The following is a 25730-nucleotide window of genomic DNA, read 5'->3' on the forward strand; positions in this document are numbered from 1 at the left end:
CCCAGGAGGTCCGTCGTGCCCCACATCCGTCCCCGACCGGCCGCGGCGGCGCTCGTCGCGCTCGCCACGGCGGTCCCGCTCGCCGTCTCGAGCGCGCCCGCGTCCGCAGCGCCGGCCCGCGCCGCCGCCCAGCCCGCCAAGGTCGTCAACGCCTACTTCGCCGACTGGGACGTCTACGCCCGCGGCTACTTCGTCAAGGACATCCCCGCGGCGAAGCTCACCCACATCACCTACGCGTTCGGCTCCGCGACGGCCGACGGGCTCTGCGCGCCCGCCGACGCGTGGGCCGACTACCAGCGACCCTTCGAGGCGTCGCAGACCGTGGACGGCACCGCCGACACCTGGGCCGACCCGCTGCTCGGCAACTACAAGCAGATCCTGGAGCTGAAGGCGAAGTACCCCCACCTCAAGGTGAACATCGCCCTGGGTGGCTGGACGCTGTCGACCAACTTCTCCGACGTCGCCAAGAAGTCGGCCACCCGCAAGAAGTTCGTCGCCAGCTGCATCGACCGCTTCATCAAGGGCAACCTGCCCGGCCTCGCCCCCGGTGCGGCCAAGGGCGTCTTCGACGGCATCGACCTCGACTGGGAGTACCCCGGTGTCGACGCCGGCAACGCGGCCCACTTCTCCAAGGACGACAGGCACAACGCGACCCAGCTGCTGCGCGAGTTCCGCAGCCAGCTCGACGACGCCGCCGGCCCGGGGACCCACTACGAGCTGACCGCGGCCCTGCCCGCGACGTCGAAGGCGTCGCAGTACTGGGAGCTGGAGAAGGTCGCCCGCACCCTCGACTTCGTCGACCTGATGACCTACGACTTCCACGGCGGCTACGAGCCCTTCAGCTCGTTCAACTCGCCGTTCACCACCGACCTCACCGACCCGAACCCGGGCGTCGACGCGACCTGGAGCACGACGGGCACCGTCGCGCACTACCTCGCCAACGGCGTACCGGCCTCGAAGATCGTGGTGGGCACGCCGTTCTACGGCAAGCAGTACATCCGGGTGGGCACCACGGGCGACGGGCTCTACTCGTCCTTCGACAACACAGGGCTGACCGGCGACGTGCTCACGGTCTCGGGGTCGACGACGCCGACCTACCGCGAGATCGTCGACGGGGCAGGGATCTTGAAGAGCGACGGTACGTCGCCGGCCGCCGGGTGGGTGCCCGCTGGAACGCCGCGGCCGGGTCGCCCTACCTCTACAACCCGGCGGCGCAGCACGTGCTCGCCGACGGCAGCACGGTGACGGCACCGACGTTCATCTCCTACGACGACCCGCAGTCGCTCGCGCAGCGGGTGGGCCTCGTGCAGGCCCGCGGGCTGCGCGGCGTCATGGCCTGGGAGATCAGCCAGGACTCCGACGACTCCGCGCTGGTCGACACCTTCGCCCCGCTGCTGCCGAGCGCGCCCCGGCGCTGACGGGAGCTCAGGCGATGAGCGGCCTGGGCCGCAGGACGTGGCCCTGCTCCTGGGCGGCGAGCGCGAAGCCGCCCAGGACGCCGGCTCGCGTGCCGAGCCGGCCCCGCAGCACCTCCACCGCGCGCGCGGAGCCCCGGCGGTCGACGGCCTCGGCGACGCCCTCCTGCAGGGCGGTGCCGAGGCCGCCGACAGCGCCGCCGGTGACGACGGCACCCAGGTCGAGCGTCGCGCACACCGGCGCGAGCACGCGGCCGACGGCGAGCCCCGCCGTACGCAGGATCCGTTGCGCAGCAGTCGATCCCTCGGCCGCCAGCGAGGCGAGGAGCTCGAGGTCGGCCGGGCTGCCGAGCTCGTCGGAGAGGGCAGCCAGCACCTGGGGCGCGGACGCCACCGTCTCGAGGCAGCCGGTGCTGCCGCAGCGGCACGGCCGGCCGCCCTCGTGCACCACCTGCACGTGGCCGATCTCGCCGGCGATGCCGGAGGTGCCGCGGTGCAGCCTGCCGTCGAGCACGAGCCCGGCCCCGATGCCGTCGCAGAGGTCGACGACGACGAGGTCGCGGTGGCCGGCGCCGGCGCCGTAGGTCGCCTCCCCGAGCGCCACGAGGTTGGCGTCGTTGTCGGCCGTGACCGGGACGCCGAGCAGCCCGCCGAGGCGGGCGACGGGGTCGAGGTCCGCCCAGCCCGGCAGCAGGACCCCCGACCGGACCACCCCGGTGCGCGGGTCGAGCGGCCCCGGCACGCCGAGGACCACGCGCGAGAGGTCCTTCGCCCCCACCTCCACCTGCAGCTCCCGGACCGTACGCGCCGCGACCTCGAGCGCCGCAGTGCCGGACGAGCGGGTGTCGACCCGCACCACCCGCTCGGCCCGCACCCGCGGCTCCAGCGTGCCCAGCGCGACCCGGAGCGAGCCGACGGCGACCTCGACCACCGCGGTGAGGCCGGGGGGCGGTGCCAGGGCGAGGCGGCCGGCGGGGCGCCCGCGGGTGCCGGTGCGTGGACCGTCGACGCTGCGTACGAGCCCGTCGTCGCGCAGCTCGGCCACGACGGAGGTGACCGTCGCGCGCGAGAGGTGCGTCTCCCGGCACAGGTCTGCGTTGGTGCCCGACCCCAGGCGCGCGAGCGCCTCGAGCACGCGGCGGCGGTTGGCCGCGCGCAGGGGGTCGCGTCGGGCGGTGCCCTCGCGCAACGTCCGCCTCCCGCCTCGCTGCTGAAGAGTGGGCCGATGCTAGCGGCGGACGCGGCAGTCAGGCGGCTCTCCCAGCAGCCAGGCGCTCCCGCCACCAGGCGACGGTCTCGGCGAACCCCTGCTCGACCGGGGTGGCCGTCTCGCCGAACTCGGCTTCGTAGGCCGAGCTGTCGATGACGTAGGTGCGCTGCCACTGGTAGCGCATCTTCCACAGCTCGAGCGCAGGCTTCTGCACGACCCCGACGGCGCGCAGCACCGGCCACGGCAGGCTCGAGACCTCGGGGACCGGCACGCCGGCCGCCGCCGCGAGACCGGCGACGGCCTGCCGCCGGCTCATCGGGGGAGCGCTCGGCACGTGCCAGGCCCGGCCCCACGCGCGCTCCTCCCCGCCCAGGCGCACCAGGGCGCGGGCGACGTCACGCACGTAGGTGAAGCTGTGCACGGTGTCGGGGTCGCCGATCACCTGCGGCCTGCGGCCCCGGAGCAGCGCCGGCACGACGCGGTCGGCCAGGTGGCCGGTCGAGAGCACGCCGGGGCCGTAGAAGTCCGACGCCCGCGCCTCGGTCGCCCGGATGCGCCCGGCCTCGTGGAGCTCGCGCGCCTCGCGCCACATCCGGGCCCGGATCCGGCCCTTGACGTCGGTCGCCGCGTCGGGCAGCGCCTCGGTCATGGGCACGTCGACCGGGCCGTAGACGTACAGGTTGCCCATCGTGACCAGCACCGCGCCGGTGCGCTCTGCCGTCGTGAGCAGCGAGGCGCTGAGCGGCGGCCACTGAGCCGACCACTGGTCGTAGGGCGGGTTGGCGCAGTTGTAGAGCACCGCGGCGCCCTCGGTCGCCCGGGTGAGCGCAGCGGCGTCGGACGCGTCGGCCCGGACGCTCTGCGCGCCTGCGACGCGGGCGGTGCCCGAGCGGGTGACGACGCGGACGTCGTGGCCCTGCGCGAGCAGCAGCTCGGCGGTGCCCGAGCCGATCGCGCCCGAGCCGACGATGACGTGGAGTGCCATGGTGCTTCCTCTCGTGTGGAACGAGAGCGGTGCTCTCGACGCGGACCACTGTTCTCGGTTATGGATCGATTGTCAAGAGCGGTGCTCTCGGGATGGAGCGCCGCTTCCGGTAGGGTCGTCCGCATGGACGCACCGCGTACGGCCCGGGCTCGCGCACGCGCCGAGCTCACCACCGCGATCGCCGACGCGGCGCGTACGCAGCTGGCCGAGCAGGGCGCCTCCGCGCTGAGCCTGCGGGCCGTGGCGCGGGAGCTCGGCATGGCGTCGTCGGCGGTCTACCGCTACGTCGCCTCGCGCGACGAGCTGCTCACGATGCTCATCGTCGAGGCCTACGACGCCCTGGGAGCGGCGGCCGAGGACGGCGAGCGCACCGCCCGTGAGGCCGGCGGCGGCCCAGGGACGCGCTGGCTCGGCGCGGCCCGCGGCTTCCGGGCGTGGGCGCGCGCCCACCCGCACGAGTACGCGCTCGTCTACGGCTCGCCGGTGCCGGGCTACGCCGCGCCCGCCGCGACCGTCGCCCCGGCCGTGCGCACGGCGCGGGTCCTCATCGCGATCCTGCGCGACGCCGTCGACGCCGGGCAGCTCGAGGCGCCCCGGGCCCCGCTGGGCCGTAGCGTCGTGGCGGCCCCTGTGCTCGAGCTGTCCGGCGGCCTGCCGCCCACCCCGTTCGAGGACCTGCCGGAGCGCGCGCTGGTGCTGCTGTCCTCCCTCACCGGACTGGTGACCTACGAGTTGTTCGGGCACCTGGTGAACACCGTCTCCGACGTCGACACGTGGTTCGACGCGTCGGTCGCCTGGGTGGCCTCGGTGGCCGGCCTGGTGGTGGAGGTCGAGGCGTCCTGAGCGACCCCCGTGGAATGGGCGGCGGACGCGTACGGTTCGCTTCCGGCATGAGCAGCAGCAGCGGCGGTACGCGGCGCGACGGCACGGGCTGGGTCGCGCTGGCCGCGGCGCTGTGGGGGAGCGACGCGCTGCTGCGCGCGCACCTGGTCAAGGCGGTGCCCTCGGCCACCATCGTGCTGGCCGAGCACGCGATCGCCGTGGTGCTGCTGCTGCCGGTGCTCGTGCGCACCTTCCCGGCCGTCCGGCGCCTCGACCTGCGCGGCAAGCTGGCGCTGATCGGCATCGGCGGTGGCGCCTCCGCGCTCGCGACCGTGCTGTTCACCGAGGCGTTCACCTACGGCGACTACATCGCGCCCGCCCTGCTCCAGCAGGCCCAGCCGCTCATCGCCATCGCCGGCGCCCGCCTGCTGCTCGGGGAGCGCCCGCGACTGCGCTTCGCGCCGTTCGTGGCCGTGGCGCTGGTCGGCGGGTTCCTCGTGGCCTTCCCGCACCCGGGCGACGTCGCCGTCTCGTCGGTGCGCGGCGCGCTGCTCGCGCTGGCGGCCGCGACGCTGTGGGGGAGCGGCACCGTGCTCGGCCGCCTGCTCTCGGTCTCGCTCAGCTTCGAGGCCACGACGGCCTGGCGCTTCGCGGTCGGGCTGCCCACCGCGCTGGTGCTCGCGCTGCTGCTCGACGCGCCCGTCGTGCCGCCCGCCGCGGACCTGCCCGCGCTCGCGGGGCTCGCGCTCGGGCCCGGCCTGCTCTCGCTGCTCCTCTACTACTGGGGCCTCCAGCGGACGCCCGCCGCGCGTGCCACCCTGGCCGAGCTCGCCTACCCGGTGACCGCCGCCGTGGTGGGCGTGCTGTTCCTGTCCGGCTCGCTGACGGCCACCCAGGTGCTGGGCGGCGTGCTGGTGGCCGGCACGGTGACCCTGCTGGCCCTGGCCTCGCAGCGTCGTGGTGCCGCGACGGTGGAGGCCCCGCCGCCCCCGGTGCTCGTCGAAGCCGGTTAAGGATTCGGCCACAACCGGGCTCAGCCGGTCAGAAAGTGGCACCCGGGGTGACTCGCGGAGCGCGAACCGACACAATCGTCCCCGTGACCCAGACGATCGATGACGAGACCCAGCGGATCCTCGACGCCTACGGCTTCGACGAGGCGACGTTCACCGACCTGCGCGAGCGCGTACGCACCGGGAGCCTCGGCCCCGCCACCAACGTGGTCGACGGCGTCGTGGGCCCGCCCGACCCTGCCGACGTGGTCGAGCTCCCGGCGCCGGGCAGCGAGGCCTACGACGCGGCTCGCGAGGCCGGCCTGCGCGCGCTGCGCGCCGGCGAGGTCGCCTCCGTGGTGCTCAACGGCGGCATGGCGACCCGCTTCGGCGGAGTCGTGAAGGGCGTCGTCGAGGCCGTCGACGGCAAGAGCTTCCTCGAGGTCAAGATCTCCCAGGCGGCCGAGATCGCGCAGGCCCTGGGCGCCGACGTGCCCGTCGTCGTCATGACGAGCTGGGCCACCGACCGGGCGACGCGCGAGTTCCTCGCCGAGCGCGGGGTGCCGGAGCCGATCTACTTCAGCCAGTACGTCTCGCTGCGCCTCGAGCCCGACGGCGGGCTGTTCCGCACCGGCGAGGGCGAGGTGTCGCCGTTCAGCCCTGGGCACGGCGACTTCCTCATCGCCTTCCGCGCCTCCGGCACGCTGCAGGCGCTGCGCGAGCGCGGGGTGAAGTACGTGATGGTGTCCAACGTCGACAACCTCCCGGCGCGCGTGGACCCGGTCGTCATCGGCGCCCACATCAACGCCGGCCGCCCGGCGAGCTTCGAGTCGGTGCCCAACGAGGGCGACGTCGGCGGTGCGCCGGCCAGCGTCGACGGCCGCAGCCGCGTGCTCGAGTCGATGCAGTTCCCGCCGGACTTCGACCACAGCACGCTGCCGTTGACCAACGTCAACACCGCGACCTTCGACCTCGACGCCCTCGACCGCGACTTCGACCTCACCTGGGTCTACGTCGAGAAGAGCGTCGAGGGCCGCAGCGCCGTGCAGCTCGAGCGCCTCTACCACGAGGCCTCGCGCTTCCTCCCCACGACGTTCCTCGCCGTGCCGGCGAGCGGGCCGCAGGGCCGGTTCCTGCCCATCAAGAAGCCCGACGACCTGGTCGCCGCGCAGGACGAGCTGCGCGAGCTGGTGGCCCGGCCGGCCGTCTGAGGCTCTCAGGCCGCGCTCCTCTGGGCGTCCGCCGATCGCAGTCCCCGATCGCGAGGATTGCGTTCGGCAATGACCGGAAACGCTCTCGCTTAATGCGGCTCCGCTCGGGCAGAATGGTTGCTGGCGGTTCCGGACGGCGCAGTCCGAGGGTGCGCCGATCCCCACCCGTCACCAGGCCCTGAGGTCCTCGCCCCGTCATGTCTGTCGCGACCGTCCGCGCCCTGTCCTACCGCTACGCGACCAGCACGACCGCTCCGGCCAGCCGCCGGCAGCGCATCAAGCTCGTCACCGTGCTCGGGCTGCTCACTGCCCTCGGGCCCTTCACCTTCGACATGTACCTCCCGGCGCTGCCGAAGCTGACCACCAGCCTGCACACGACCGACTCCGCCGTGCAGCTGACGCTCACCGGCACGCTGGTCGGCGTCGCCCTCGGGCAGTTGGCGATCGGCCCGCTCTCCGACGCGATGGGCCGCCGCCGCCCGCTGCTTGCCGGCATCTGCGTGCACATCGTCGCCAGCGTCCTGTGCGCCGTCGCGCCGACCGTGGCCTTCCTCGGCGTGATGCGGGTCCTGCAGGGTCTCGGTGCTGCCGCCGCCTCGGTCACCGCCATGGCCGTGGTCCGCGACCTCTACTCCGGCACCGCGGCGGCCAACACGATCTCGCGCCTGATCCTGGTGCTCGGCATCTCGCCGGTCCTCGCGCCCTCCGCAGGCAGCGCGCTGCTCGGGCTCACCGACTGGCGCGGCATCTTCGCCGCCCTCGCCGGGATCGGCGCGCTCATGCTCGTCATGTCGGCGTTCGGGCTGCGCGAGACCCTGCCGCCGGCGCGCCGGCGCTCAGGAGGCGTCGTCGACTCGGGCCGCACGTACCGACGGCTCTTCGGTGACCGCACCTTCGTCGGGCTGGTGCTCACGGCCGCCTGCACGATGGGCGTGGTCTTCGCCTACGTCTCGGGCTCCTCGTTCGTCCTCCAGGACGAGTTCGGCCTCACCGAGACCCAGTTCGGCATGGTCTTCGCCTTCAACGCCATCGCGCTGATCGGCGCTCCGCAGATGAACGTCGTGCTGCTGCGCCGCTTCGCCCCTCAGCAGATCCTGCTCGGCGGACTCACCCTGGGCGCCGTCGCCGGCTCGACGTTCCTGCTCGTCGCGCTCACCGGCTTCGGCGGGCTGCCCGGCTTCCTGGTGCCGCTGTTCTGCACGCTGTTCTCGATCGGGCTGTGCGGACCGAACACCGCCGCCCTCGCGCTCTCGCGCCACGGCGAGGCCGCCGGCACCGCCGCGTCGCTGCTGGGCGCGATCCAGTCCGGCGCCGGCGCGGCCGCCGCGCCGCTGGTCGGCCTGCTCGGCAACGACTCCTCCGCCATGGCGACCGTGGTCCTGGGGCTGGCGGGCACGGCGGTGTTCCTCGTCGTGGTCGTCGTCCGGCCGCGGAACATCGGCTCCATGGACGGCGCGCTGCCCACCGCCGCGGCGGTTGCGCACTGACGCTGCCGGGCACTGGCTGCGGCGGGCGCGCTGAGCGGTAGGCGCTGCGGCCCGGCGGCAGGAACCTCGAGCTGGGCGGTAGCAACCACGGGCCGGCGGTAGCGCACCTGCTACCGCCGCCCGCGTTCGCTACCGCTCACCGCGGGCGGCGCTGCGCGGCCGCCGCGTACGCACTCGGGGTGCTCGGGGGGCGCGCTGAGCGGTAGGCGCTGCGGCCCGGCGGTAGGAACCTCGAGCTGGGCGGTAGCGACCACGGGCCGGCGGTAGCGCACCTGCTACCGCCGCCCGCGTTCGCTACCGCTGACCGCGGGCGGCGGCTGCGGAGAGGTGAAGAGCCCCCGGAACGCGAGAGCCGCCCCTCAGCCAGAGCTGTGGGGCGGCACGGGGTGCGGGTGGCGCTGGGGGTCAGTCGTCCCAGGGGCCGAGGTCGATGTCGTCCATGCGAGGTCCTTCCTTCGAACAGTGCTGAGGTGTCTTCCCCGGGCAACCGCGGGGCCAACCGTCAGGAGCGCCGTGGAGGCGTGGTCCCGTCGGTGGCGGCCGTGGCGACCGCAGGGGCTGCTGAGTAGGTGTGTCGGCCGATGCGCGCCGCCCTTGAGGGCTGGCGCAGGAGCCGTTCTCAGCGGGCGACGGTCCGTGGTGGACGTCGTCGCCAGGTGGGACGCGGAGAGCTGCCGGCAGGGCGAGCCACGAGCCGCATCTGCGTCCCAGTGTGGCACAACTCCGGGCAGGGCCCCGACATTCCCGCGCGTAGGCCGCCGACCTGGTCAGAGGGCGCGCACGAGGACGAACGGTGCAGTGACCAGACCGGTGCGCGTGCGCACGTGGTAGCGGGTGCGCCCGCGCTTCTCGACGACGCCCACCATGCCGGCGTACTTGCCGCTGCCGAGCAGGCGGACCGGCGCTCCCGGCGGGAGGGGGCGGGCAGCGGGCGGCGGGTCGGCCAGGTGGAGCTCGAGCGCGAGCTCCTCGAGCCCGTCGCCGGCGCCCCCGTGTGCTGCGGCTCGCCCGTCCGCACCGCGCGCAGCAGGCCGCGACGCCCCGGTCGGGAGCTCGCCGCTCAGGCGCCGCAGCTCGTCGAGGTAGCGCGGGTGCATGGGCACGGTGCGCCCCTGGTGGGTCCAGGTGAACACCGCCCGCGGGTCGAAGCGGGAGCTGCACCGCCGGCACGACTGCACGCGCGTGGGCCGGCGGTGCCGCGTGGTGCGGTGGCCTGCCGGGCAGACGCCGACCCAGTCGGCCGGCACGGCGGCCGACTCGGACGAGACGCACCGGTTGCCGGAGCACCCGATCGCCACCGCCCTGGCCCGCCACACCGCGTCGTGGCCGTGGTGCGGGCCCACCAGCGCGTGGGCGATCTCGTGCAGGACGGTGTCGCGGACCTCGGCGGGGGAGTGCAGCTCGGTGAGCACGCGGCTCAGCCCGATCTCCCGGGTCGACGCACGGCACACGCCGGCCCTCGTCTTGGCGCCGTCGAACACCAGCGACCAGCCGCGCAGGCCGTGCTGGCGCATGAGCGCCCGGGCGAGCGCCTCGGCCTCCTCGAGCTCCACGCCGCGTCCTCCTCCCGCTCGGGTGCCAGCGGCACCGTCGTCCGTCGCCACCGACCCTAGGTCCGCCCACCTACACCCGTCCGCGGCTGTCCACAGGCGTCCCGGCCCGAGCCGCGGGCGCCCAGGCCGTCAGGTGACTGTGCGTCGAGGGGCCGTGGCGCACGGCGTACCGTTTCGCGGCGGGCGTACGCCGGGTACGACTCGGGAGTGCCAGTCGACGACCCGGCGCTCCCCAGGAGCGCCGCAGAGCCGGCGGAGGAGTCCCCCTCGGGGCGACCGGCCTTCGAGGCGCTGCAGGTCGACTCGTCGACGCTGGACTACGCGGAGCTCTTCGACGCCACGCCCTCGCCCCACGCGGTCTTCGACCGGCGGCTGGTGCTCGTGGAGGCCAACGCGGCCTTCTGCGCAGCGGCCGGGGCCAGCCGCGGCCGACTGCTCGGCCGCAGCCTGCCCGAGCTCTTCGGCGCCGACGACCCGCTCGGCGGGGACGACGCGGCGGCGCTGCGCGTCGCCCGGTCCATGGACGGCGTGCTCGCGAGCGGTGCGCCGGACTCCTTGCCGCTGCTGCGCCACCTGCTGCCGGGTCGCGGCGACGACGGGCCTGCCGCGCGCTACTGGAGCCTGCTGATCACGCCCGTGCGCGGTGCCGAGGGCACCGTCGAGCTGCTGCTCGTGCGCGCCGACGACGTCACCGGCCTGGTGCGCGACGCCGAGGTCGAGGAGCGGCCGACCGACGTCGTGGAGGTGCTGCACCGCGGGGTGCTCGCCGCCGAGGTCGACATCTTCGCCCGCGCCAACGAGCTCGAGCAGCTCAACGACGAGCTGCGCTCCTCGCGCGACCAGCTCGCCGCCCGGGTGCTGCACGACCCGCTGACCGGGCTGCTCGTGCGCCCGGTGCTCACCGAGCAGCTCTCGACGGCGCTCTCGCGGCTCGCGCGCCACCCGCACCCCCTCGCCGTCCTGTTCGTCGACCTCGACGGGCTCAAGCAGGTCAACGACTCCCTGGGCCACGCCGCCGGCGACGAGCTCATCCGCCGCTGCGCCGCGCGGCTCAAGGCCGGGGTGCGCCCCAGCGACCCCGTCGCGCGCTTCGGCGGAGACGAGTTCGTCGTGCTGCTCGAGGACCTCGACGACGCGGCGGAGGCCGAGCAGGTCGCCGGCCGCGTGCTCCAGACCCTGCGAGCCCCGCTGACCCTCGCCGCAGGCGCTCGCGTGCGCCCCAGCGCGAGCATCGGCATCGCCGTCGCGACGGGGCCGGACGTCACGGCCGAGGTGCTGCTCTCGCAGGCCGACGCGGCGATGTACCGCGCCAAGCACGGCGGCAAGGGGCGCGTCGAGGTCTACGACGACAGCGCCCACGCCGCGGCCGACGCACGGCGCACCCTCGAGGCCGAGCTCGAGCGCGCACTGCCGGAGGGCCAGCTCCGCCTGCACTACCAGCCGATCCTCGACCTCAGCACCGGGGCGACCTACGCGGTGGAGGGGCTGCTCCGCTGGCAGCACCCGACGCGCGGGCTGCTGGCTGCGGCCGACTTCATCGAGCTCGCCGAGGACAGCGGCGGCATCCTGGAGATGGGCGCGTGGGCGATCGGCGAGGCCTGCCGGCAGCTCGCCGCCTGGGACCTCGTGCTGGGCGAGCACAGCCCGCCACGGGTGTTCCTCAACCTCTCGGTGTCCGAGCTGCTGCAGCCGCACCTCGACGAGCGCGTCGCGGAGGTCACCGCCGCAGCCGGCATCGACCCGGCCCGGCTCGTGCTGGAGATCCCGGAGGCCGGCATGCTCGAGGAGCTCGGCACGCGCAGCGGGGTCATCGACGTGCTGTCGAGACTGGGCTGCCAGCTGGCGATCGACGACTTCGGCATGGGCTACTCGCCGTTCGGGCGGCTGGTGCAGATGCCGGCCGGCATCCTCAAGATCGACCAGTCCTTCGTGAAGGCGCTCACCCGCAGCCCCGAGGCGCCCGCCATCGTCTCGGCCGTGCTGCTGATGGCCCACAACCTGCGCAAGACCGTCGTGGCCGCCGGCGTCGAGGACTCCGCCGCGCTCGCGGCGCTCCAGGAGATGGGCTGCGCCTACGCCCAGGGCTACCACTTCTCCGAGCCGCTCTCGGCGCAGGACTACACCGAGCTCGCCCGCCGCCCCGACTTCGACTCGTTCACGGCCGCCCTCGTCGCCGGGGCCGGCTGAGCCGGGTTCGCCCCGCGGACGGCCGGGTGGCAGCATGCCCCGGTATGTCGCCGTCCACGTCGAGCTGCGGTGGCGCCGGGGCGCCCAGGGCCGGCGCGGACCCGGCCGCAGCCGTACGCGCCGTCGAGGCGGCCGGCATCGGACTGCTGGGCTGGGACCCGGCGACCGGCGCGGTGTGGTGCGACGAGGTGGCCCGGCGCCTGTTCGCCGCGCCGGAGGGCGAGCTGCGCGGCGTCGAGGACCTCTGGCGACGGGTGCACCCCGACGACCGCACGGCCGCGGTGCGCGACGTCAGGGCGGCCGCGGGCGGCACGTTCCACTGCGAGGTGCGGGTCGACGTGCCCGACGACGGTACGCGCTGGGTGACCTGCCGCGGTGCCGTGCTGGCCGAGCCCCAGGGGCGCCGCGTCGTCGCGGTGGCCTTCGACTCGAGCGCGGTCCGCGAGGACAGCACGCAGGCGCTGCGGGTGCTCGCCTCGATGGCCACCGGCCTGCTGCTGGTCGACCGCGACTGGCGGGTCACCTACCTCAACCCCGAGGGCGAGCGGATCCTCGGTGTCGAGGCCGACGAGGTGCAGGGGAAGACGCTCTGGCGCACCCTTCCGGCCGCCGGGGAGCCCGCGGCCGTCGAGCGCTACCGCCGCGTGCTGGCGACGGGGGTGCCGGAGTCCGTGGAGGAGCACCACCCCGATCTCGGCGCATGGTTCGAGGTGCGCGTCGAGCCGGCCGCGGGGGGCCTTGCGGTGTCCTTCCTGGACGTCACCGCGCGCCGCACCGCCCAGGAGTCGGCGCAGGCAGCAGCCCGCCGGCTCGAGCTCCTCAGCTCGGTCAGCGAGGACCTCGCCGGCACGCTGGACCTCGGCGAGGCGCTCGACCGGCTGGCCCGCTCGGTGGTGCCCAGGCTCGCCGACTTCGTCGTCATCACCGTCGCGGACGACGCCGGCACGATGGTCGACGAGACCAGCTGGCACGTCGAGGCCGAGCAGCGCGCCACCCTCGAGACCTACACCCAGGTCCGCATGGCGGCGATGACCGACCGCTCGTTCTTCGTCACCGCGATCGGCACCGGTGACCCGGTCATCGTGGAGTCGGGGGCCGCCCAGGCGATCGCCGCCCGGCTCGCGCCCGGGGAGGCGGCGGAGGCGATCCGCCGGCTCGCGCCGGAGTCCGGCTTCTTCGTCCCGCTGGTCGCCCGCGGCCGGACGGTCGGGCTTCTCAGCCTCTACCGCGGGCCCGCCCGCGAGCCGATGAGCGAGGAGGAGCGCTCCACCGGCATCGAGCTGGCCGCCCGCGCCGCGCTCGCGGTGGACAACGCCCGCGCCTACCTGCGGGCGCGCGAGGCGGCGGCCGAGGCCGAGGCCGCCAGCCGGCGGCTCGCCCTGCTCGCACGCGTGAGCGAGGCGCTGTCCACGACCCTCGACGGCGCCGAGGCGGTGAGCCGCTTGGCCCGGCTGGTCGTGCCGCAGCTCGGCGACTGGTGCGTCGTCAGCCTGTCCGGCGCGAGCGGCGGGACGGCCGAGACCGCCTGGAGCCACCGCGACCAGGCCAACGCCGCCGCCGTCGAGGAGTTCGTCCTCACGCACCCGGAGTGGGTGGCCGCGGCGCCGGTGGCGGAGGCACTGCGTACCGGCTTCCCGGTGGCCGTCCGCGACGCCGACGAGGCGGCGCAGGCGCTGGCAGGAGCCGACCTCTCGGTGCTCGCGCCGAGCGGGCTGACGGTGGCGCCGCTCGTGGCGCGCGGACGGGTGCTCGGCGTGCTCGCCCTGGTCACGGGAGCGGAGCGCGAGCCGCACGACGACGACGAGGTCGAGACGGCCACCGAGGCGGCCCGCCGTGCCGGGCTGGCGCTCGACAACGTACGCCTCTACGCCCACCAGCGCTCGCAGGCCGAGGAGCTGCAGCGCAGCCTGCTGACCGAGCCGCCCGAGCCCGACCACGTGCAGATCGAGGTGCGCTACGTGCCGGCGTCGGAGGAGGCGCAGGTCGGCGGCGACTGGTACGACGCCTTCCTGCAGCCCGAAGGCGCGTCGGTGCTCGTCATCGGCGACGTCGTCGGGCACGACATGCGTGCGGCGGCGGCGATGGGGCAGGTCCGCAGCCTGCTGCGGGCCATCGCCTACACCACCAACGCCGACCCGCACGAGGTTCTGAGCCGGCTCGACGCCGCGCTCGAGGGACTGCAGGTGGGCACCACCGCGACCGCCGTCGTCGCCCGGCTCGAGCAGACGGCCGACGAGCGGGCGCGCGGCGTCTCACGCGTGCGCTGGTCGAACGCCGGGCACCCGCCGCCCATGACGATCAGCCCCGACGGGGCGGTGGCGGTGCTCGCGGGCGTCGAGGCCGACCTGCTGCTCGGCTTCGACCCGGCGGCGGCGCGCAGCGAGTCCGAGACCGTCCTCCAGCGCGGCTCGACGCTGCTGCTCTACACCGACGGGCTCGTCGAGCGGCGCGGGCAGTCGCTCGACGACGGGCTGGTGCGCCTGCGCGAGCTGCTGTCGTCGCTGGCGCACTACCCGCTCGACGAGCTCTGCGACGAGGTGCTGCGGCGGCTGCGGCCCGAGAGCGCCGAGGACGACGTGGCGCTCGTCGCCGTGCGGCTGCACCGGCAGGACGTGCCGCGCCCCGGCGAGGCAGGGCCGGAGCGGACGCCGAGCCGCCTGCCGCGCGGGGTCTGAGCCCCGGCGCGCCAGGTCGGCCCGGCGGTCCCCTAGAAGCCGGCGACCTCGTGCGGCACGTAGGGCTCCTCGAGCCGGGCGATCTCCGCCTCGTCGAGGTGCAGGTCGACCGCCGCGACGGCGTCGTCGAGGTGGTGCGGCTTGGACGCGCCGACGATCGGCGAGGTCACGACCGGCTTCGACAGCATCCACGCCAGCGCGACCTGCGCGCGGGTGACGCCGCGGGCCTCGGCCACCTCGCCGACCCGGTCGACGACGACGCGGTCGCTGCTCGCGGTGTCGTAGAGCGTGCGGCCGAACTCGTCCTTGCCGGAGCGGTTGGTCTGCTCGTCCCACGCCCGGGCCAGGCGGCCGCGGCCCAGCGGCGACCACGGCAGCACGGCGACGCCCTGGTCCGCGCAGAAGGGCAGCATCTCGCGCTCCTCCTCGCGGTAGAGCAGGTTGTAGTGGTCCTGCATCGAGACGAAGCGGGTCCAGCCGTGGAGGTCGGCGAGGTAGAGCGCCTGCGCGAACTGCCACGACCACATCGACGAGGCGCCGATGTAGCGCGCCTTGCCGGCCTTCACCACGTCGTGCAGCGCCTCGAGCGTCTCCTCGATGGGCGTGCCGTCGTCCCAGCGGTGGATCTGGTAGAGGTCGACGTAGTCGGTGCCCAGGCGGGTCAGGCTCGCGTCGATCTGGGCGAAGATCGCCTTGCGCGACAGGCCGGCGCCGTTGGGGCCCTCGGCCATGCGCCCGTGCACCTTGGTGGCGATGACGACCTGCTCGCGGGTCGTGAAGTCCTTCAGCGCGCGGCCGAGGATCTCCTCGCTCGAGCCCGCCGAGTAGACGTTCGCGGTGTCGAAGAAGGTGATGCCCGCCTCGAGCGCCTGGGAGATGAAGGGGCGCGCCTCGTCCTCCGGCAGCGTCCAGGTGTGGTTGCCGCGCGCGGGGTCGCCGTAGGTCATGCAGCCCAGGCAGATCTTCGACACCTCGAGGCCGGTGCTTCCGAGCTTGACGTAGTCCATGCAGCCCATCCCACCACCGGCTACGCCGTGCCGGGCGCGCAGGGCCCCCGCGTGCGAGGGTGGCCAGGTGTCCCACGCTGCGGAGCAAGCCCCGATCGTCGTGTCGGCGCGGCTCGACGCGACCGCCCAGGAGTTCTTCGACACCCTGCGGCGCAGGCACTTCCCCGCCGACCGGCTGGTCGTCGGGGCGCACCTGACGCTCTTCCACGCCATCCCGGGCGACGCGCTGGGGGAGGTGCTCGCGGACCTGCGCGACTGCGTACCGTCCGGGCCCGTGACCGCACCGGTGCGCCCGCCGCGCTCGCTCGGGCGCGGCGTCGCCTACGACCTCGACGCACCCGCGCTCGTCGAGCTCCACCGCCGGCTGCGCGAGCGGTGGGCGCCGCTGCTCACGCGCCAGGACGCCCAGCCGCTGCGCCCGCACGTCACGGTGCAGAACAAGGTGACGCCGGAACAGGCGCGCCGGACGCTCGAGCTGCTCGCCGCGCAGGAGCGCCCGGCGGCCGCGGTCTCCGACGGCGTCGAGGTGTGGAGGTACGTCGGTGGCCCGTGGGAACCGGTCACCACCGTCGAGTTCGGCTGAGCTCAGGCGCGATGCGCCGACCCGGCGAGGCCTGCCTCGGTGTAGGCCGGGTCGGCGCTGACCTCGCGGCCGCACCAGCGCGGCACCGGGCCGCTGGCCGGACCGGTGGCGAGGGCGAGCCCCTCGTGGGCGAAGTGGTAGACGTCGAGCGACCAGCCGGCGCCCATGTCGTAGCGGCTGTAGAACACCTTCGCCGGTGCGGCGGCGAACATCGCGGCGCCGAGGCCGGCGTCGACGGCGCCGTCGTAGCCGAGGGGCGACGCGGGCGGCCCGACCGCCTGCACCGTGAAGGTGCCGGGGTCCGGGTTGCCCTCCGCGTCGAGCAGGAAGCGGCGGCACACCCGCACCGACCAGGGCGCAGTCGTGCCGAGGAAGGCGACGTTGAGCTGGGCGGTCGCGTGCAGCGGGAGCTCGGGACGCCGAGGGACCACGAACGTGCGGCACGCGCCGTGCATCTGGCCGCTCCTCTGCGCTCGGTGTGTCCGGTGGCTGCGACCGTCACCGTAGGGGATCGGCGGTCCGGCCGCCGGTAGCCGGCGCACTCCTGTCCTGCGTGACCGGGCGGGTGCAGCACGTGAGCAGCGCGAGTGGCGGGGCGCCGGGCGGGGCAAGAGCCTCCTGCCGGGGGGTTCCGCCACGACGGCGCCACCTCGGTCCGCCCGGCCCTCCCGTCCGACCCCTCGAAGGAACGCCCATGGCTCTGCTGCGGTCCGACGCCCACCCCTCGGAGCGGTGGCTGCGTCGCGCCGCCCCGGCCGCCCTGGCGGTCCTGACCGGGGGAGCGGTGCTGACGACCGTGGTCGCCGTCCACCGCCCGCTGCTGTGGGCGGTTGCCGGACCGCTGTTCGCCGTCGCGCTGTGCGCAGCAGCGGCCTGGGGAGCCGCCGTGCGGCTGCGCCGCAGCCAGGCCCGTCAGGGCAGGCGCCGGGTGGGCCAGTGGGTGCGCAGCGCACGGATCCACGGCGGGCAGGTCGACGGGCTGGCCGCCGTGCGCGCGGGAGCTCCGCTCACCTACGCCGAGCACGCGACCGGATGGCTCTGCCTCGAGCACGAGGTCCTGCGCTTCCTGCCCTCGCCCCGCTGCGACCTGCCCGGCGCCGCGTGGTCGGTGCCGTGGGAGTCGATCGCCGTCGTGGACGTGCGCCCCGCTGCCGACCTGCGCACCCGGCTGGTGCCGGGGCTGCACCGGAGCATCGTGACCCTGCGCTTCCGCGCCCCGCTGGCCCAGCTCGTGGTGCAGGTCGACGACGACCCGCTCGCCGTGCTGCGCGCCTGGCAGTGGTACGGCGTGGGCGAGCGCCCCGCGCGCCAGCGCGGCGCCGACCGCTGAGCCCCCGGGCTGTCCACAGCCGGGCGCCGTCCGGCTGGTCGCCGTCCACAGGGCCCGTCCAGCGACCTGCGCCGGGAGGCGGCGAGCCCCGAGCCTGGGCGCCATGAGCACCCCAGTGATCCGCGCCCGGTCCGTCGACGACCTCGTCCGCGCCGTCCCGCACCTGCTCGGCTTCCACCCCTCCGCGAGCCTGGTGGTCGGCTGCCTCTCCGGCGACCCGAAGCGGGTCGGGCTGGTGATCCGCGTCGACCTGCCGCCGCCGGGCGACGAGCGTGCCCTCGCCCGCCAGCTGGCCCGGGTGGTGGCCGAGCAGTCGGCGGGCGCCGCCTTCGCCCTCTGCTTCGACGACGGGCACGTGGGCACGACCTCGGAGGACCGGCCGCTGCCGTGGAGCAGGCTGGTCGACGCGCTGGAGCGGGCGCTCGCCGACCGCGGGGTCGAGCTCGTCGAGGCCGATCTGGTCGGCGACGGGCGACGCTGGTCCTACACCTGCCAGCAGGAGTGCTGCCCTCCGGGTGCCCTGCTCGAGCCCGCCGACGAGGGCGCCGTCGGCCTGCTCGCCGCCGAGCAGGCCCTGAGCGGGCGGTCGCCGCTCCCCGACCGGGCCGCGCTCTCCGCGTCGGTGCGCCCTGCTGCGGCGACGGGTGTCCGTTCGGCGCTGTCCCGAGCGCGGCTCCAGCGGGCGCGCCGCTCCTACGCGCTGCTCGCGGCCGGCGGCCGGGCGCAGCTGGTGGCCCACGTGTGCTCCCTGGTCGGGCACGCCGCAGCCGCGCTGGGGCAGACGCGCGAGCCCGACCCCGACTGGGCGGCGCTGGTGCTGGTCTCCCTGCGCGACGTGTGGGTGCGCGACGCCGTGCTGACGCTGGCGCTCGACGCGGCGGGCGAGGGGAGCGAGGCAGCGGCGCAGCCGGGGGAGGACCGGGACGGTGGTGCTGGGGCCGGCGCCGCTGCCCTGCCTGGCGGCGGCTTCTCGCGAGCGGCGCTGGTCAGCGTCCTCGTCGCGCTGGCGCAGCAGGCCCCCGAGGCCGAGGCCGCGCCGGTCTGCTCCCTGCTGGCGGGCACCGCATACGCCTTCGGCGACGGCGCCCTGGCCAACGTGGCCCTCGAGCGGGCTCTCGGTGCCGAGCCGGGCTACTCGCTCGCCGCGCTGCTCGACCGCATGTTCGCGGCGGCCACCACGCCGGAGGAGCTGCGCCGCGTGCTGCGCGACGTGCGGGCCGACCTCGCCGGCGCCCTCGACGCCGTGCCGCCGACACGCGTGGGCTGAGCGGTGGTCACCGTGGGCGACCACGGGCGCGCTAGCGTGACGAGGACACCACAGCGAGGGCCGCGCACCACCACGCCGGAGGGGCCCCGGCCCACCACCCAGGGGAGAGGGATGCGGTGATCGAGGCACGCGGCCTGACCAAGCGCTACGGCAGCACGCTCGCGGTCGACGACCTGTCGTTCACGGTGCGGCCCGGCGTCGTCACGGGGTTCCTCGGGCCCAACGGCGCCGGGAAGTCGACGACGATGCGCATGGTCCTGGGGCTCGACCGGCCGAGCGCGGGCGAGGCCCTGGTCAACGGCCACCCCTACACCCGCGCGGCGGCGCCCATGCGCGAGGTCGGTGCGCTGCTCGACGCCAAGGACGTGCACGGGGGGCGCACCGCCCGCGCCCACCTGCTGGCGCTGGCGCAGTCCAACGGGCTGCCGGCGTCCCGCGTCGGCGACGTCCTCGAGCTCACCGGCCTGTCGTCGGTGGCGCGCAAGCGCATCAAGGGGTTCTCCCTCGGCATGTCCCAGCGCCTCGGCATCGCCGCTGCGCTGCTGGGCGACCCGAGCGTCCTGCTCTTCGACGAGCCGGTCAACGGGCTCGACCCCGAGGGCATCCTGTGGATCCGGCACTTCATGCGCTCGCTGGCCGCGGAGGGTCGCACGGTCTTCGTGTCGAGCCACCTGATGAGCGAGATGGCCCTCACCGCCGACCACCTGGTCGTCATCGGGCGCGGGCGGCTGCTGGCCGACACCTCCACCCCCGAGTTCATCGAGCAGAACTCCGCCACCAAGGTGCGGGTCCGCTCGCCGCAGGCGGGTGAGCTCGCCTCCGTGCTGGCGTCGCGCGGCCACGTGCCGACCGCCGTCGACGGCTACCTCGAGCTCTCGGGCGTCGCGACCGACGAGGTCGGCGACGCCGCTGCCGCCGCCGGCATCACGATCCACGAGCTGTTCTCCCAGCGATCCTCGCTCGAGGAGGCCTTCCTGGAGCTCACCAAGGACAGCCTCGACTACGTCGCCGACCCGCACACCGCTCCGGAGGGACAGCGATGACCGCCACCGCCGCACCTGCGCCCAGGACCCAGCCGCCCGCGTCGGGGGCCCGCTTCCCCAACGTCGTGCGCGCCGAGTGGACCAAGGTGGTGTCGCTGCGCTCGACCTGGTGGACCCTGCTGGCGACCTTCGTCGTCACCGTGGGGCTCACCACCCTGATCAGCTGGGCCATCGTCTCCAACTGGGCCGACCGCGGCTCCGACTTCGAACCCGCCGGCGCGTCCATGTCGGGCCTGCTGTTCGGCCAGCTCGCGATCACGGTCCTCGGCGTCCTGAGCCTCGCCAGCGAGTACTCCACCGGCGGCATCCGCACGACGTTCGTCGCGGTGCCGCGACGGCTCTCCGTCCTCGCGGCCAAGGCGCTCGTCGTGGCCGGGCTGTGCCTGGTCGCCGGCCTGGTCACCTGCTTCACCGCCTTCTTCATCGGCCAGGCCTTCTTCGCCAGCAAGGACGGCTCCGTCGGGCTCGGCGACCCTGGCGTGCTCCGGGCGGTGGTCGGCGGTGGCCTCTACGTCGCCGGGTGCGGGCTGTTCGGCCTCGCAGTCGCCAGCGTGCTGCGGCACTCGGCGGGCTCGATCACCGCGGTCGTGGCACTGCTGTTCGTGCTGCCGCTGCTGGCCAACGCGATCCCCGGCAGCGTCGGCGACGCGGTCACCAAGTACTTCACCTCCAACGCGGGCCAGCACATCACCGACGCCCGCACCGTCGCCGACGACGTGCTGAGCCCGTGGGCCGGCTACGCGGTCTTCACCCTGGAGTGGCTCGTGGTCCTCGTCATCGGTGCGTTCCTCCTCACCCGCCGGGACGCCTGATGCCGGCCTCGGTGCCCGCGTCCGGGCGGCAGGTCGAGCTCGTCGCCGGCGATGCCCGTGCCACCGTCGTGGAGGTCGGTGCCGGGCTGCGCGAGCTGTCGGTCGGCGGCCGTCCGGTGGTCGACGGCTACGCCCTCGACGAGATGGCCCCTTCGGCGCGCGGCGCCCACCTCATCCCGTGGCCCAACCGCATCCGCTGGGGCCTCTACACCTGGGAGGGCGCAACCCTCCAGCTCGCCGTCAACGAGCACAAGTTCGGCAACGCCAGCCACGGCACCGCCCGCTGGCAGTCGTGGACGCTGGCCGAGAGCGACGCGTCGTCGGCGACCTGGACGCTGCGGCTGCACCCCGCCCCGGGCTACGCGTTCACCCTCGACCTCTCGGTCGCCTACGCGCTCGCGCCCGACGGGCTCACGGTCACCACGACCGCGACCAACGCCGGCGCCGGCCCGGCGCCCTACGCGTACGGTGCGCACCCCTACCTGATGGCCAGCCCGGGCGCGAAGGTCGACGGCGACAGCGTCCGCATCCCCGCCGCCACGTGGCTGCCCGTCGACGCGACGATGGTGCCGGTCGGGCGGGCCCCTGTCTCCGGCAGCGCCTACGACGTCGAGGGCGCCCTCGGCGAGCGCAGCATCAACACCACCTTCACCGACCTGCGGCGCGACAGCGACGGCATGGCCCGGACGGTGCTCGAGGCGGGCGACGGGCAGCGCACGGTCACGCTCTGGCAGGACGAGTCGTTCCCCTACGTGCTCGTCTACACCGCAGACGAGGTGGGACAGGGCCGCGACCGCGACGCCGTGGCCATCGAGCCCATGACCTCGCCCCCCAACGCCTTCTCCAGCGGTGTCGACGTCGTGCGCCTCGAGCCGGGAGAGACCTTCCGCGGCACCTGGGGCATCGCCGTGGCCTGACGCCGGCGCGGGCGGCTCACCCGATCGGGTCCGCACCGGGCGAGTTTGAACGAAGCCGGGATTGCGGTAGTTCCCTGCGTGGCGCTTCGCCGCAGGGAACGACCCAGGAGGCTGGTTCGATGTCGATGGGGACAGCGCAACCCGAGGTGACCGTACGAAGCACTGTCCCTGCACGGATAGACCGGCTCCCGTGGTCGCCCTTCTTCACCCGCATGGTGGTGGCGCTGGGCGTCGCCTGGGTGCTCGACGGGCTCGAGATCCAGATCGCGAGCGTCGTCGGAGCCGTCCTCAGCAAGGAGGACACGCTCCACATGACCTCCGGCGCGGTGGGGGACATCGCGACGTGGTACCTGCTCGGCGAGGTCGTCGGCGCCCTGTTCTTCGGCCGGCTCTCCGACCGGCTCGGCCGGCGCAACCTGTTCATGATCACGCTGGGCATCTACCTGGTCGGCAGTGGTCTGACCGCGGCCACGTGGAGCGGCCACGGGGCGGGCCTGGCGTTCCTCTACCTCACCCGCATCATCGCCGGCATCGGCATCGGCGGCGAGTACGCCGCGATCAACTCCGCGATCGACGAGATGATGCCCGCGAAGTACCGCGGGCGCGTGGACATCCTGGTCAACGGCACCTACTGGGGCGGCGCGTTCCTCGCGACCATCGCCCAGCTGATCATCCTCAACAACATCTCCGACAAGGTCGGCTGGCGCCTCGCGTTCCTGCTCGGCCCGGTGCTGGGCCTGGTCATCCTGTTCGTCCGGCGGCACCTGCCGGAGAGCCCGCGCTGGCTCATGATGCACGGGCGCGAGGAGGAGGCCGAGGCGACGATCGCGCAGATCGAGCGCTGGGTCCAGGAGTCGGGCCGCAAGCTCAAGGACGTGCCCGACAGCAAGGCGATCGAGATCACGCCCGACCCGGGCGTCGGCTACCTGGCGTTGACGAAGGTGCTGTTCTCGCAGCTGCCGTCGCGCTCGATCCTCGGCGCCACGCTGATGATCACCCAGTCGTTCCTCTACAACGCCATCTTCTTCACCTACTCGCTGGTGCTCACCAAGTTCTACGACGTGAGCACGGGCAACCTGCCCTACTACTTCATCGCCTTCGCGCTGGGCAACCTGCTCGGTCCGCTCACCCTCGGCCACCTGTTCGACACCCTGGGCCGCAAGAAGATGATCTCGGGCACCTACCTGCTGTCGGGCGTGCTGCTCCTGGTCACCGCGCAGCTCTTCCACACCGACGCGCTCAACGCGACGACCCAGACCCTGTGCTGGTCGGTCATCTTCTTCTTCGCCTCGGCCGGCGCCAGCGCTGCCTACCTGACCGTCAGCGAGATCTTCCCGATCGAGGTCCGGGCGAAGGCGATCGCGGTGTTCTTCGCCATCGCGCAGTGCTTCGGCTCGCTCGGCCCCCACATCTACGGCCGCCTGATCGGCGACGGGTCCAACCCCGACAAGCTGTTCTACGGCTACCTGCTCGGTGCCGCCGTCATGATCGTCGGCGGCGTGGTGGCTGCGGTCCTCGCGGTCGACGCCGAGGGCAAGTCGCTCGAGGACGTCGCCACGCCCCTCGGCTTCGTGCGCAAGGTCGCCGTCGAGCAGGCGCCGGCGGAGCGTACGCCGCGCACCGACCGCCTCACCAAGGGCTAGCGTCCGAACCCGCCGCGCGTCCACCAGCGGGGACGCGCCGGCGGGTCCGGACACAGGGGCGCGGGTAGCATCGGCGAGGACATGAGCCTCTTCGACGCGCTGCCCGCGTCCCCCGACCCGGACTCCGTCTACGCCGCGTTCGAGGCCTGGACCACCGAGCAGGGGCTCACGCTCTACCCGGCGCAGGAAGAGGCGCTGCTCGAGGTCGTCAGCGGCTCCCACGTCATCCTCGCCACGCCCACCGGTTCGGGCAAGAGCCTGGTCGCGACCGGCGCCCACTTCGCCGCACTGGCAGCGGGGCGCCGTACCTTCTACACCGCGCCGATCAAGGCGCTGGTCTCCGAGAAGTTCTTCGCCCTGTGCGCCGTCTTCGGCGCCGAGCGGGTCGGCATGCTCACCGGCGACGCGTCGGTCAACCCGACGGCGCCGATCATCTGCGCGACCGCCGAGGTGCTGGCCAACATCGCGCTGCGCACCGGGCCCGGGGCCGACGTCGGCCAGGTCGTCATGGACGAGTTCCACTTCTACGGCGACCCGCAGCGCGGCTGGGCCTGGCAGGTGCCGCTGCTCGAGCTGACCGGCGCGCAGTTCCTGCTCATGTCGGCGACCCTCGGCGACGTCACCTTCTTCGAGCGCGACCTGACCCGGCGTACCGGCCGACCCACCGCCGTGGTCAAGAGCGCCGAGCGGCCGGTGCCGCTCTCGTACTCCTACGCGCGCACGCCGATGCACGAGACGCTCGAGGACCTGCTGGTCACCCGGCAGGCTCCCGTCTACGTCGTGCACTTCACCCAGGCCGCGGCGCTCGAGCGCGCGCAGGCGCTCATGAGCGTCAACGTCTGCACGCGCGAGGAGAAGGACGCGATCGCCGAGGCCATCGGCGACTTCCGCTTCGCGGCCGGGTTCGGGCGCACGCTGTCGCGCCTGGTCCGCCACGGCATCGGCGTCCACCACGCCGGCATGCTGCCGAAGTACCGCCGCCTCGTCGAGACCCTCGCGCAGCAGGGGCTCCTCAAGGTCATCTGCGGCACCGACACCCTGGGCGTCGGCATCAACGTCCCGATCCGCACCGTCGTGCTGACGGCGCTGTCCAAGTACGACGGCACCCGCACCCGCCACCTCAACGCCCGCGAGTTCCACCAGATCGCCGGCCGAGCGGGGCGGGCCGGCTACGACACCGCCGGCACCGTCGTGGTGCAGGCGCCGGAGCACGAGGTCGAGAACGCCCGCCTGGTCAAGAAGGCAGGCGACGACGAGAAGAAGCTCAAGCGCATCGTGAAGAAGAAGCCGCCCGAGGGCTTCGTCACGTGGAGCGAGAAGACCTTCGACCGGCTCGTGTCGTCCGAGCCCGAGCCGCTCACCTCGAGCTTCACCGTCTCGCACGCCATGATCCTCAACGTCATCGCGCGCCCCGGCGACGCGTTCGTGGCCATGCGCCACCTGCTCGAGGACAACAACGAGCCGCGCGCCAACCAGCGCCGGCTCATCACGCGCGCCATCTCGATCTACCGCGCGCTGCTCGCCGGGGGAGTGGTCGAGCGGCTCGACGAGCCGGACGACGAGGGACGTACGGTGCGGCTGACCGTCGACCTCCAGGCGAACTTCGCGCTCAACCAGCCGCTGAGCCCCTTCGCGGTGGCGAGCCTCGAGCTCCTCGACCGCGAGTCGCCCGACTACGCCCTCGACGTCCTCAGCGTGCTCGAGTCCACGCTCGACAACCCGCGCCAGGTCCTCTCGGCCCAGCAGTTCAAGGCCCGCGGCGAGGCGGTCAACGCGATGAAGGCTGAGGGCATCGACTACGACGAGCGCGTCGAGCTGCTCGAGGGCGTGACCTGGCCCAAGCCGCTCGAGGAGCTGCTGACGGCGGCCTACGAGCTCTACGCCAAGGGCCACCCGTGGGTGCACGACGTCGAGCTCGCGCCGAAGTCGGTCGCGCGCGACCTCTACGAGCGCGCGATGACCTTCGTCGAGTACGTCGGCTACTACAACCTCGCGCGCTCCGAGGGGCTGGTGCTGCGCTACCTCGCCGACGCGTACCGGACGCTGCGGCAGACGGTGCCCGAGGACGCGCGCACGGCGGAGCTCGACGACCTCATCGAGTGGCTCGGCGAGCTGGTGCGCCAGGTCGACTCGAGCCTGCTCGACGAGTGGGAGAAGCTCGCGCACCCGGGCGACGACCCGACCCGCCCGGTGCTGCGCGACACCGGCCCGCCGCCGGTCACCGCCAACAAGCGCGCCTTCCGCGTGCTGGTGCGCAACGCGCTGTTCCGCCGCGTCGAGCTCGCGGCGCTGCGGCGCGCGTGGGACCTGGGCGAGCTCGACAAGGACGCCGGCTGGGACGCTGACCGCTGGCAGGACGCGCTCGACGACTACTTCGCCGAGCACGACGAGATCGGCACCGGCCCCGACGCCCGCGGCCCCAAGCTGCTGCTCGTCGAGGAGGAGCCGACGCAGTGGCGGGTGCGGCAGGTCTTCGCCGACCCCGCCGAGGACCACGACTGGGGCATCTCCGCACTGGTGGACCTCGCGGCGTCCGACGAGGCGGGCACCGCCGTGCTGAAGGTCACGGACGTCAACCGACTCTGAGGCGCCCG

21 protein-coding genes are annotated in these 25730 nt (G+C 74.2%); 16 read left to right on the top strand and 5 right to left on the bottom strand.

All coding sequences use genetic code 11. The annotated features are described in order from the left end of the window. Positions 1 to 15 precede the first annotated feature (15 nt). Both CLV35_RS05940 and CLV35_RS19940 read left to right on the top strand, forming a co-directional pair. The gene (locus CLV35_RS05940; protein ID WP_183061767.1) at positions 16 to 1245 is read left to right on the top strand and encodes a glycoside hydrolase family 18 protein; all 1230 of its coding nucleotides are present in this window, start codon (positions 16 to 18) and stop codon (positions 1243 to 1245) included. Beyond that, positions 1221 to 1418, top strand: a complete 198-nt coding sequence (locus CLV35_RS19940) for a glycosyl hydrolase family 18 protein (RefSeq protein WP_231121542.1) — start codon at positions 1221 to 1223, stop codon at positions 1416 to 1418. The genes CLV35_RS05940 and CLV35_RS19940 overlap by 25 nt, the downstream gene beginning before the upstream one ends. A gap of 7 nt (positions 1419 to 1425) precedes the next feature. Here CLV35_RS19940 and CLV35_RS05950 read toward each other — a convergent pair whose 3' ends face one another. Further along, the gene (locus tag CLV35_RS05950; protein ID WP_121192553.1) at positions 1426 to 2604 is read right to left on the bottom strand and encodes an ROK family transcriptional regulator; all 1179 of its coding nucleotides are present in this window, start codon (positions 2602 to 2604) and stop codon (positions 1426 to 1428) included. A 58-nt stretch (positions 2605 to 2662) separates the two neighbouring features. Beyond that, positions 2663 to 3610, bottom strand: a complete 948-nt coding sequence (locus tag CLV35_RS05955) for an NAD-dependent epimerase/dehydratase family protein (protein WP_121192554.1) — start codon at positions 3608 to 3610, stop codon at positions 2663 to 2665. Positions 3611 to 3733: 123 nt separating this feature from the next. Here CLV35_RS05955 and CLV35_RS05960 point away from each other — a divergent pair, with 123 nt between their 5' ends. The 4 genes from CLV35_RS05960 to CLV35_RS05975 all read left to right on the top strand — a co-directional run bounded on the left by CLV35_RS05960 (position 3734) and on the right by CLV35_RS05975 (position 8119). Further along, a complete protein-coding gene (locus CLV35_RS05960; protein WP_121192555.1) occupies positions 3734 to 4453 on the top strand; it encodes a TetR/AcrR family transcriptional regulator in 720 nt (239 codons plus the stop codon). 47 nt (positions 4454 to 4500) lie between these two features. Continuing rightward, entirely contained in the window at positions 4501 to 5445 is a 945-nt protein-coding gene (locus CLV35_RS05965; protein ID WP_183061771.1) for a DMT family transporter, read from the top strand. Positions 5446 to 5528: 83 nt separating this feature from the next. Then, positions 5529 to 6632, top strand: a complete 1104-nt coding sequence (locus tag CLV35_RS05970; RefSeq protein WP_121192557.1) for a UTP--glucose-1-phosphate uridylyltransferase — start codon at positions 5529 to 5531, stop codon at positions 6630 to 6632. A 197-nt stretch (positions 6633 to 6829) separates the two neighbouring features. Continuing rightward, positions 6830 to 8119 carry a multidrug effflux MFS transporter gene (locus CLV35_RS05975; protein ID WP_121192558.1) on the top strand — a complete coding sequence of 430 codons (1290 nt, stop codon included), beginning with the start codon at positions 6830 to 6832 and terminating at the stop codon, positions 8117 to 8119. A gap of 767 nt (positions 8120 to 8886) precedes the next feature. Here CLV35_RS05975 and CLV35_RS05980 read toward each other — a convergent pair. Next, positions 8887 to 9672 carry a SprT-like domain-containing protein gene (locus CLV35_RS05980; RefSeq protein ID WP_183061772.1) on the bottom strand — a complete coding sequence of 262 codons (786 nt, stop codon included), beginning with the start codon at positions 9670 to 9672 and terminating at the stop codon, positions 8887 to 8889. Positions 9673 to 9879: 207 nt separating this feature from the next. On the opposite strand from CLV35_RS05980, the gene CLV35_RS05985 reads away from it, so the two are divergent. Then, a complete protein-coding gene (locus CLV35_RS05985; RefSeq protein WP_121192559.1) occupies positions 9880 to 11859 on the top strand; it encodes a putative bifunctional diguanylate cyclase/phosphodiesterase in 1980 nt (659 codons plus the stop codon). 44 nt (positions 11860 to 11903) lie between these two features. Continuing rightward, entirely contained in the window at positions 11904 to 14534 is a 2631-nt protein-coding gene (locus tag CLV35_RS05990) for a SpoIIE family protein phosphatase (protein WP_121192560.1), read from the top strand. A 32-nt stretch (positions 14535 to 14566) separates the two neighbouring features. Here CLV35_RS05990 and CLV35_RS05995 read toward each other — a convergent pair whose 3' ends face one another. After that, positions 14567 to 15541 carry an aldo/keto reductase gene (locus CLV35_RS05995; RefSeq protein WP_121192561.1) on the bottom strand — a complete coding sequence of 325 codons (975 nt, stop codon included), beginning with the start codon at positions 15539 to 15541 and terminating at the stop codon, positions 14567 to 14569. Between the two features lie 67 nt (positions 15542 to 15608). Here CLV35_RS05995 and CLV35_RS06000 point away from each other — a divergent pair, with 67 nt between their 5' ends. After that, entirely contained in the window at positions 15609 to 16124 is a 516-nt protein-coding gene (locus CLV35_RS06000) for a 2'-5' RNA ligase family protein (RefSeq protein ID WP_231121543.1), read from the top strand. A gap of 2 nt (positions 16125 to 16126) precedes the next feature. Here CLV35_RS06000 and CLV35_RS06005 read toward each other — a convergent pair whose 3' ends face one another. After that, positions 16127 to 16579: a CYTH domain-containing protein gene (locus CLV35_RS06005; protein ID WP_121192563.1), complete on the bottom strand. Its 453-nt coding sequence runs from the start codon at positions 16577 to 16579 to the stop codon at positions 16127 to 16129. Between the two features lie 239 nt (positions 16580 to 16818). Between CLV35_RS06005 and CLV35_RS06010 the strand changes: the two genes are divergently transcribed. From CLV35_RS06010 to CLV35_RS06040, 7 genes are all read left to right on the top strand, one after another. Next, positions 16819 to 17454 (top strand): hypothetical protein, encoded by a 636-nt coding sequence (locus CLV35_RS06010; protein WP_121192564.1) that lies wholly within the window; start codon positions 16819 to 16821, stop codon positions 17452 to 17454. A 103-nt stretch (positions 17455 to 17557) separates the two neighbouring features. Then, positions 17558 to 18721 carry a DUF4192 domain-containing protein gene (locus CLV35_RS06015; protein ID WP_121192565.1) on the top strand — a complete coding sequence of 388 codons (1164 nt, stop codon included), beginning with the start codon at positions 17558 to 17560 and terminating at the stop codon, positions 18719 to 18721. A 116-nt stretch (positions 18722 to 18837) separates the two neighbouring features. After that, the gene (locus CLV35_RS06020; RefSeq protein ID WP_121192566.1) at positions 18838 to 19764 is read left to right on the top strand and encodes an ABC transporter ATP-binding protein; all 927 of its coding nucleotides are present in this window, start codon (positions 18838 to 18840) and stop codon (positions 19762 to 19764) included. Beyond that, the gene (locus CLV35_RS06025) at positions 19761 to 20576 is read left to right on the top strand and encodes an ABC transporter permease subunit (RefSeq protein WP_121192567.1); all 816 of its coding nucleotides are present in this window, start codon (positions 19761 to 19763) and stop codon (positions 20574 to 20576) included. Before CLV35_RS06020 ends, CLV35_RS06025 begins: the two co-directional genes overlap by 4 nt. Then, positions 20576 to 21493, top strand: coding sequence for an aldose 1-epimerase family protein (locus CLV35_RS06030; RefSeq protein WP_121192568.1), 918 nt, complete (start codon positions 20576 to 20578; stop codon positions 21491 to 21493). Before CLV35_RS06025 ends, CLV35_RS06030 begins: the two co-directional genes overlap by 1 nt. 125 nt (positions 21494 to 21618) lie before the next feature. Further along, the gene (locus CLV35_RS06035; RefSeq protein WP_121192973.1) at positions 21619 to 23136 is read left to right on the top strand and encodes an MFS transporter; all 1518 of its coding nucleotides are present in this window, start codon (positions 21619 to 21621) and stop codon (positions 23134 to 23136) included. Positions 23137 to 23217: 81 nt separating this feature from the next. Next, positions 23218 to 25722 (top strand): DEAD/DEAH box helicase, encoded by a 2505-nt coding sequence (locus tag CLV35_RS06040; protein ID WP_121192569.1) that lies wholly within the window; start codon positions 23218 to 23220, stop codon positions 25720 to 25722. Positions 25723 to 25730 lie beyond the last annotated feature (8 nt).

The sequence above is a fragment of the Motilibacter peucedani genome (genome assembly GCF_003634695.1).
GTDB classification, from domain to species: Bacteria; Actinomycetota; Actinomycetes; order Motilibacterales; family Motilibacteraceae; genus Motilibacter; species Motilibacter peucedani.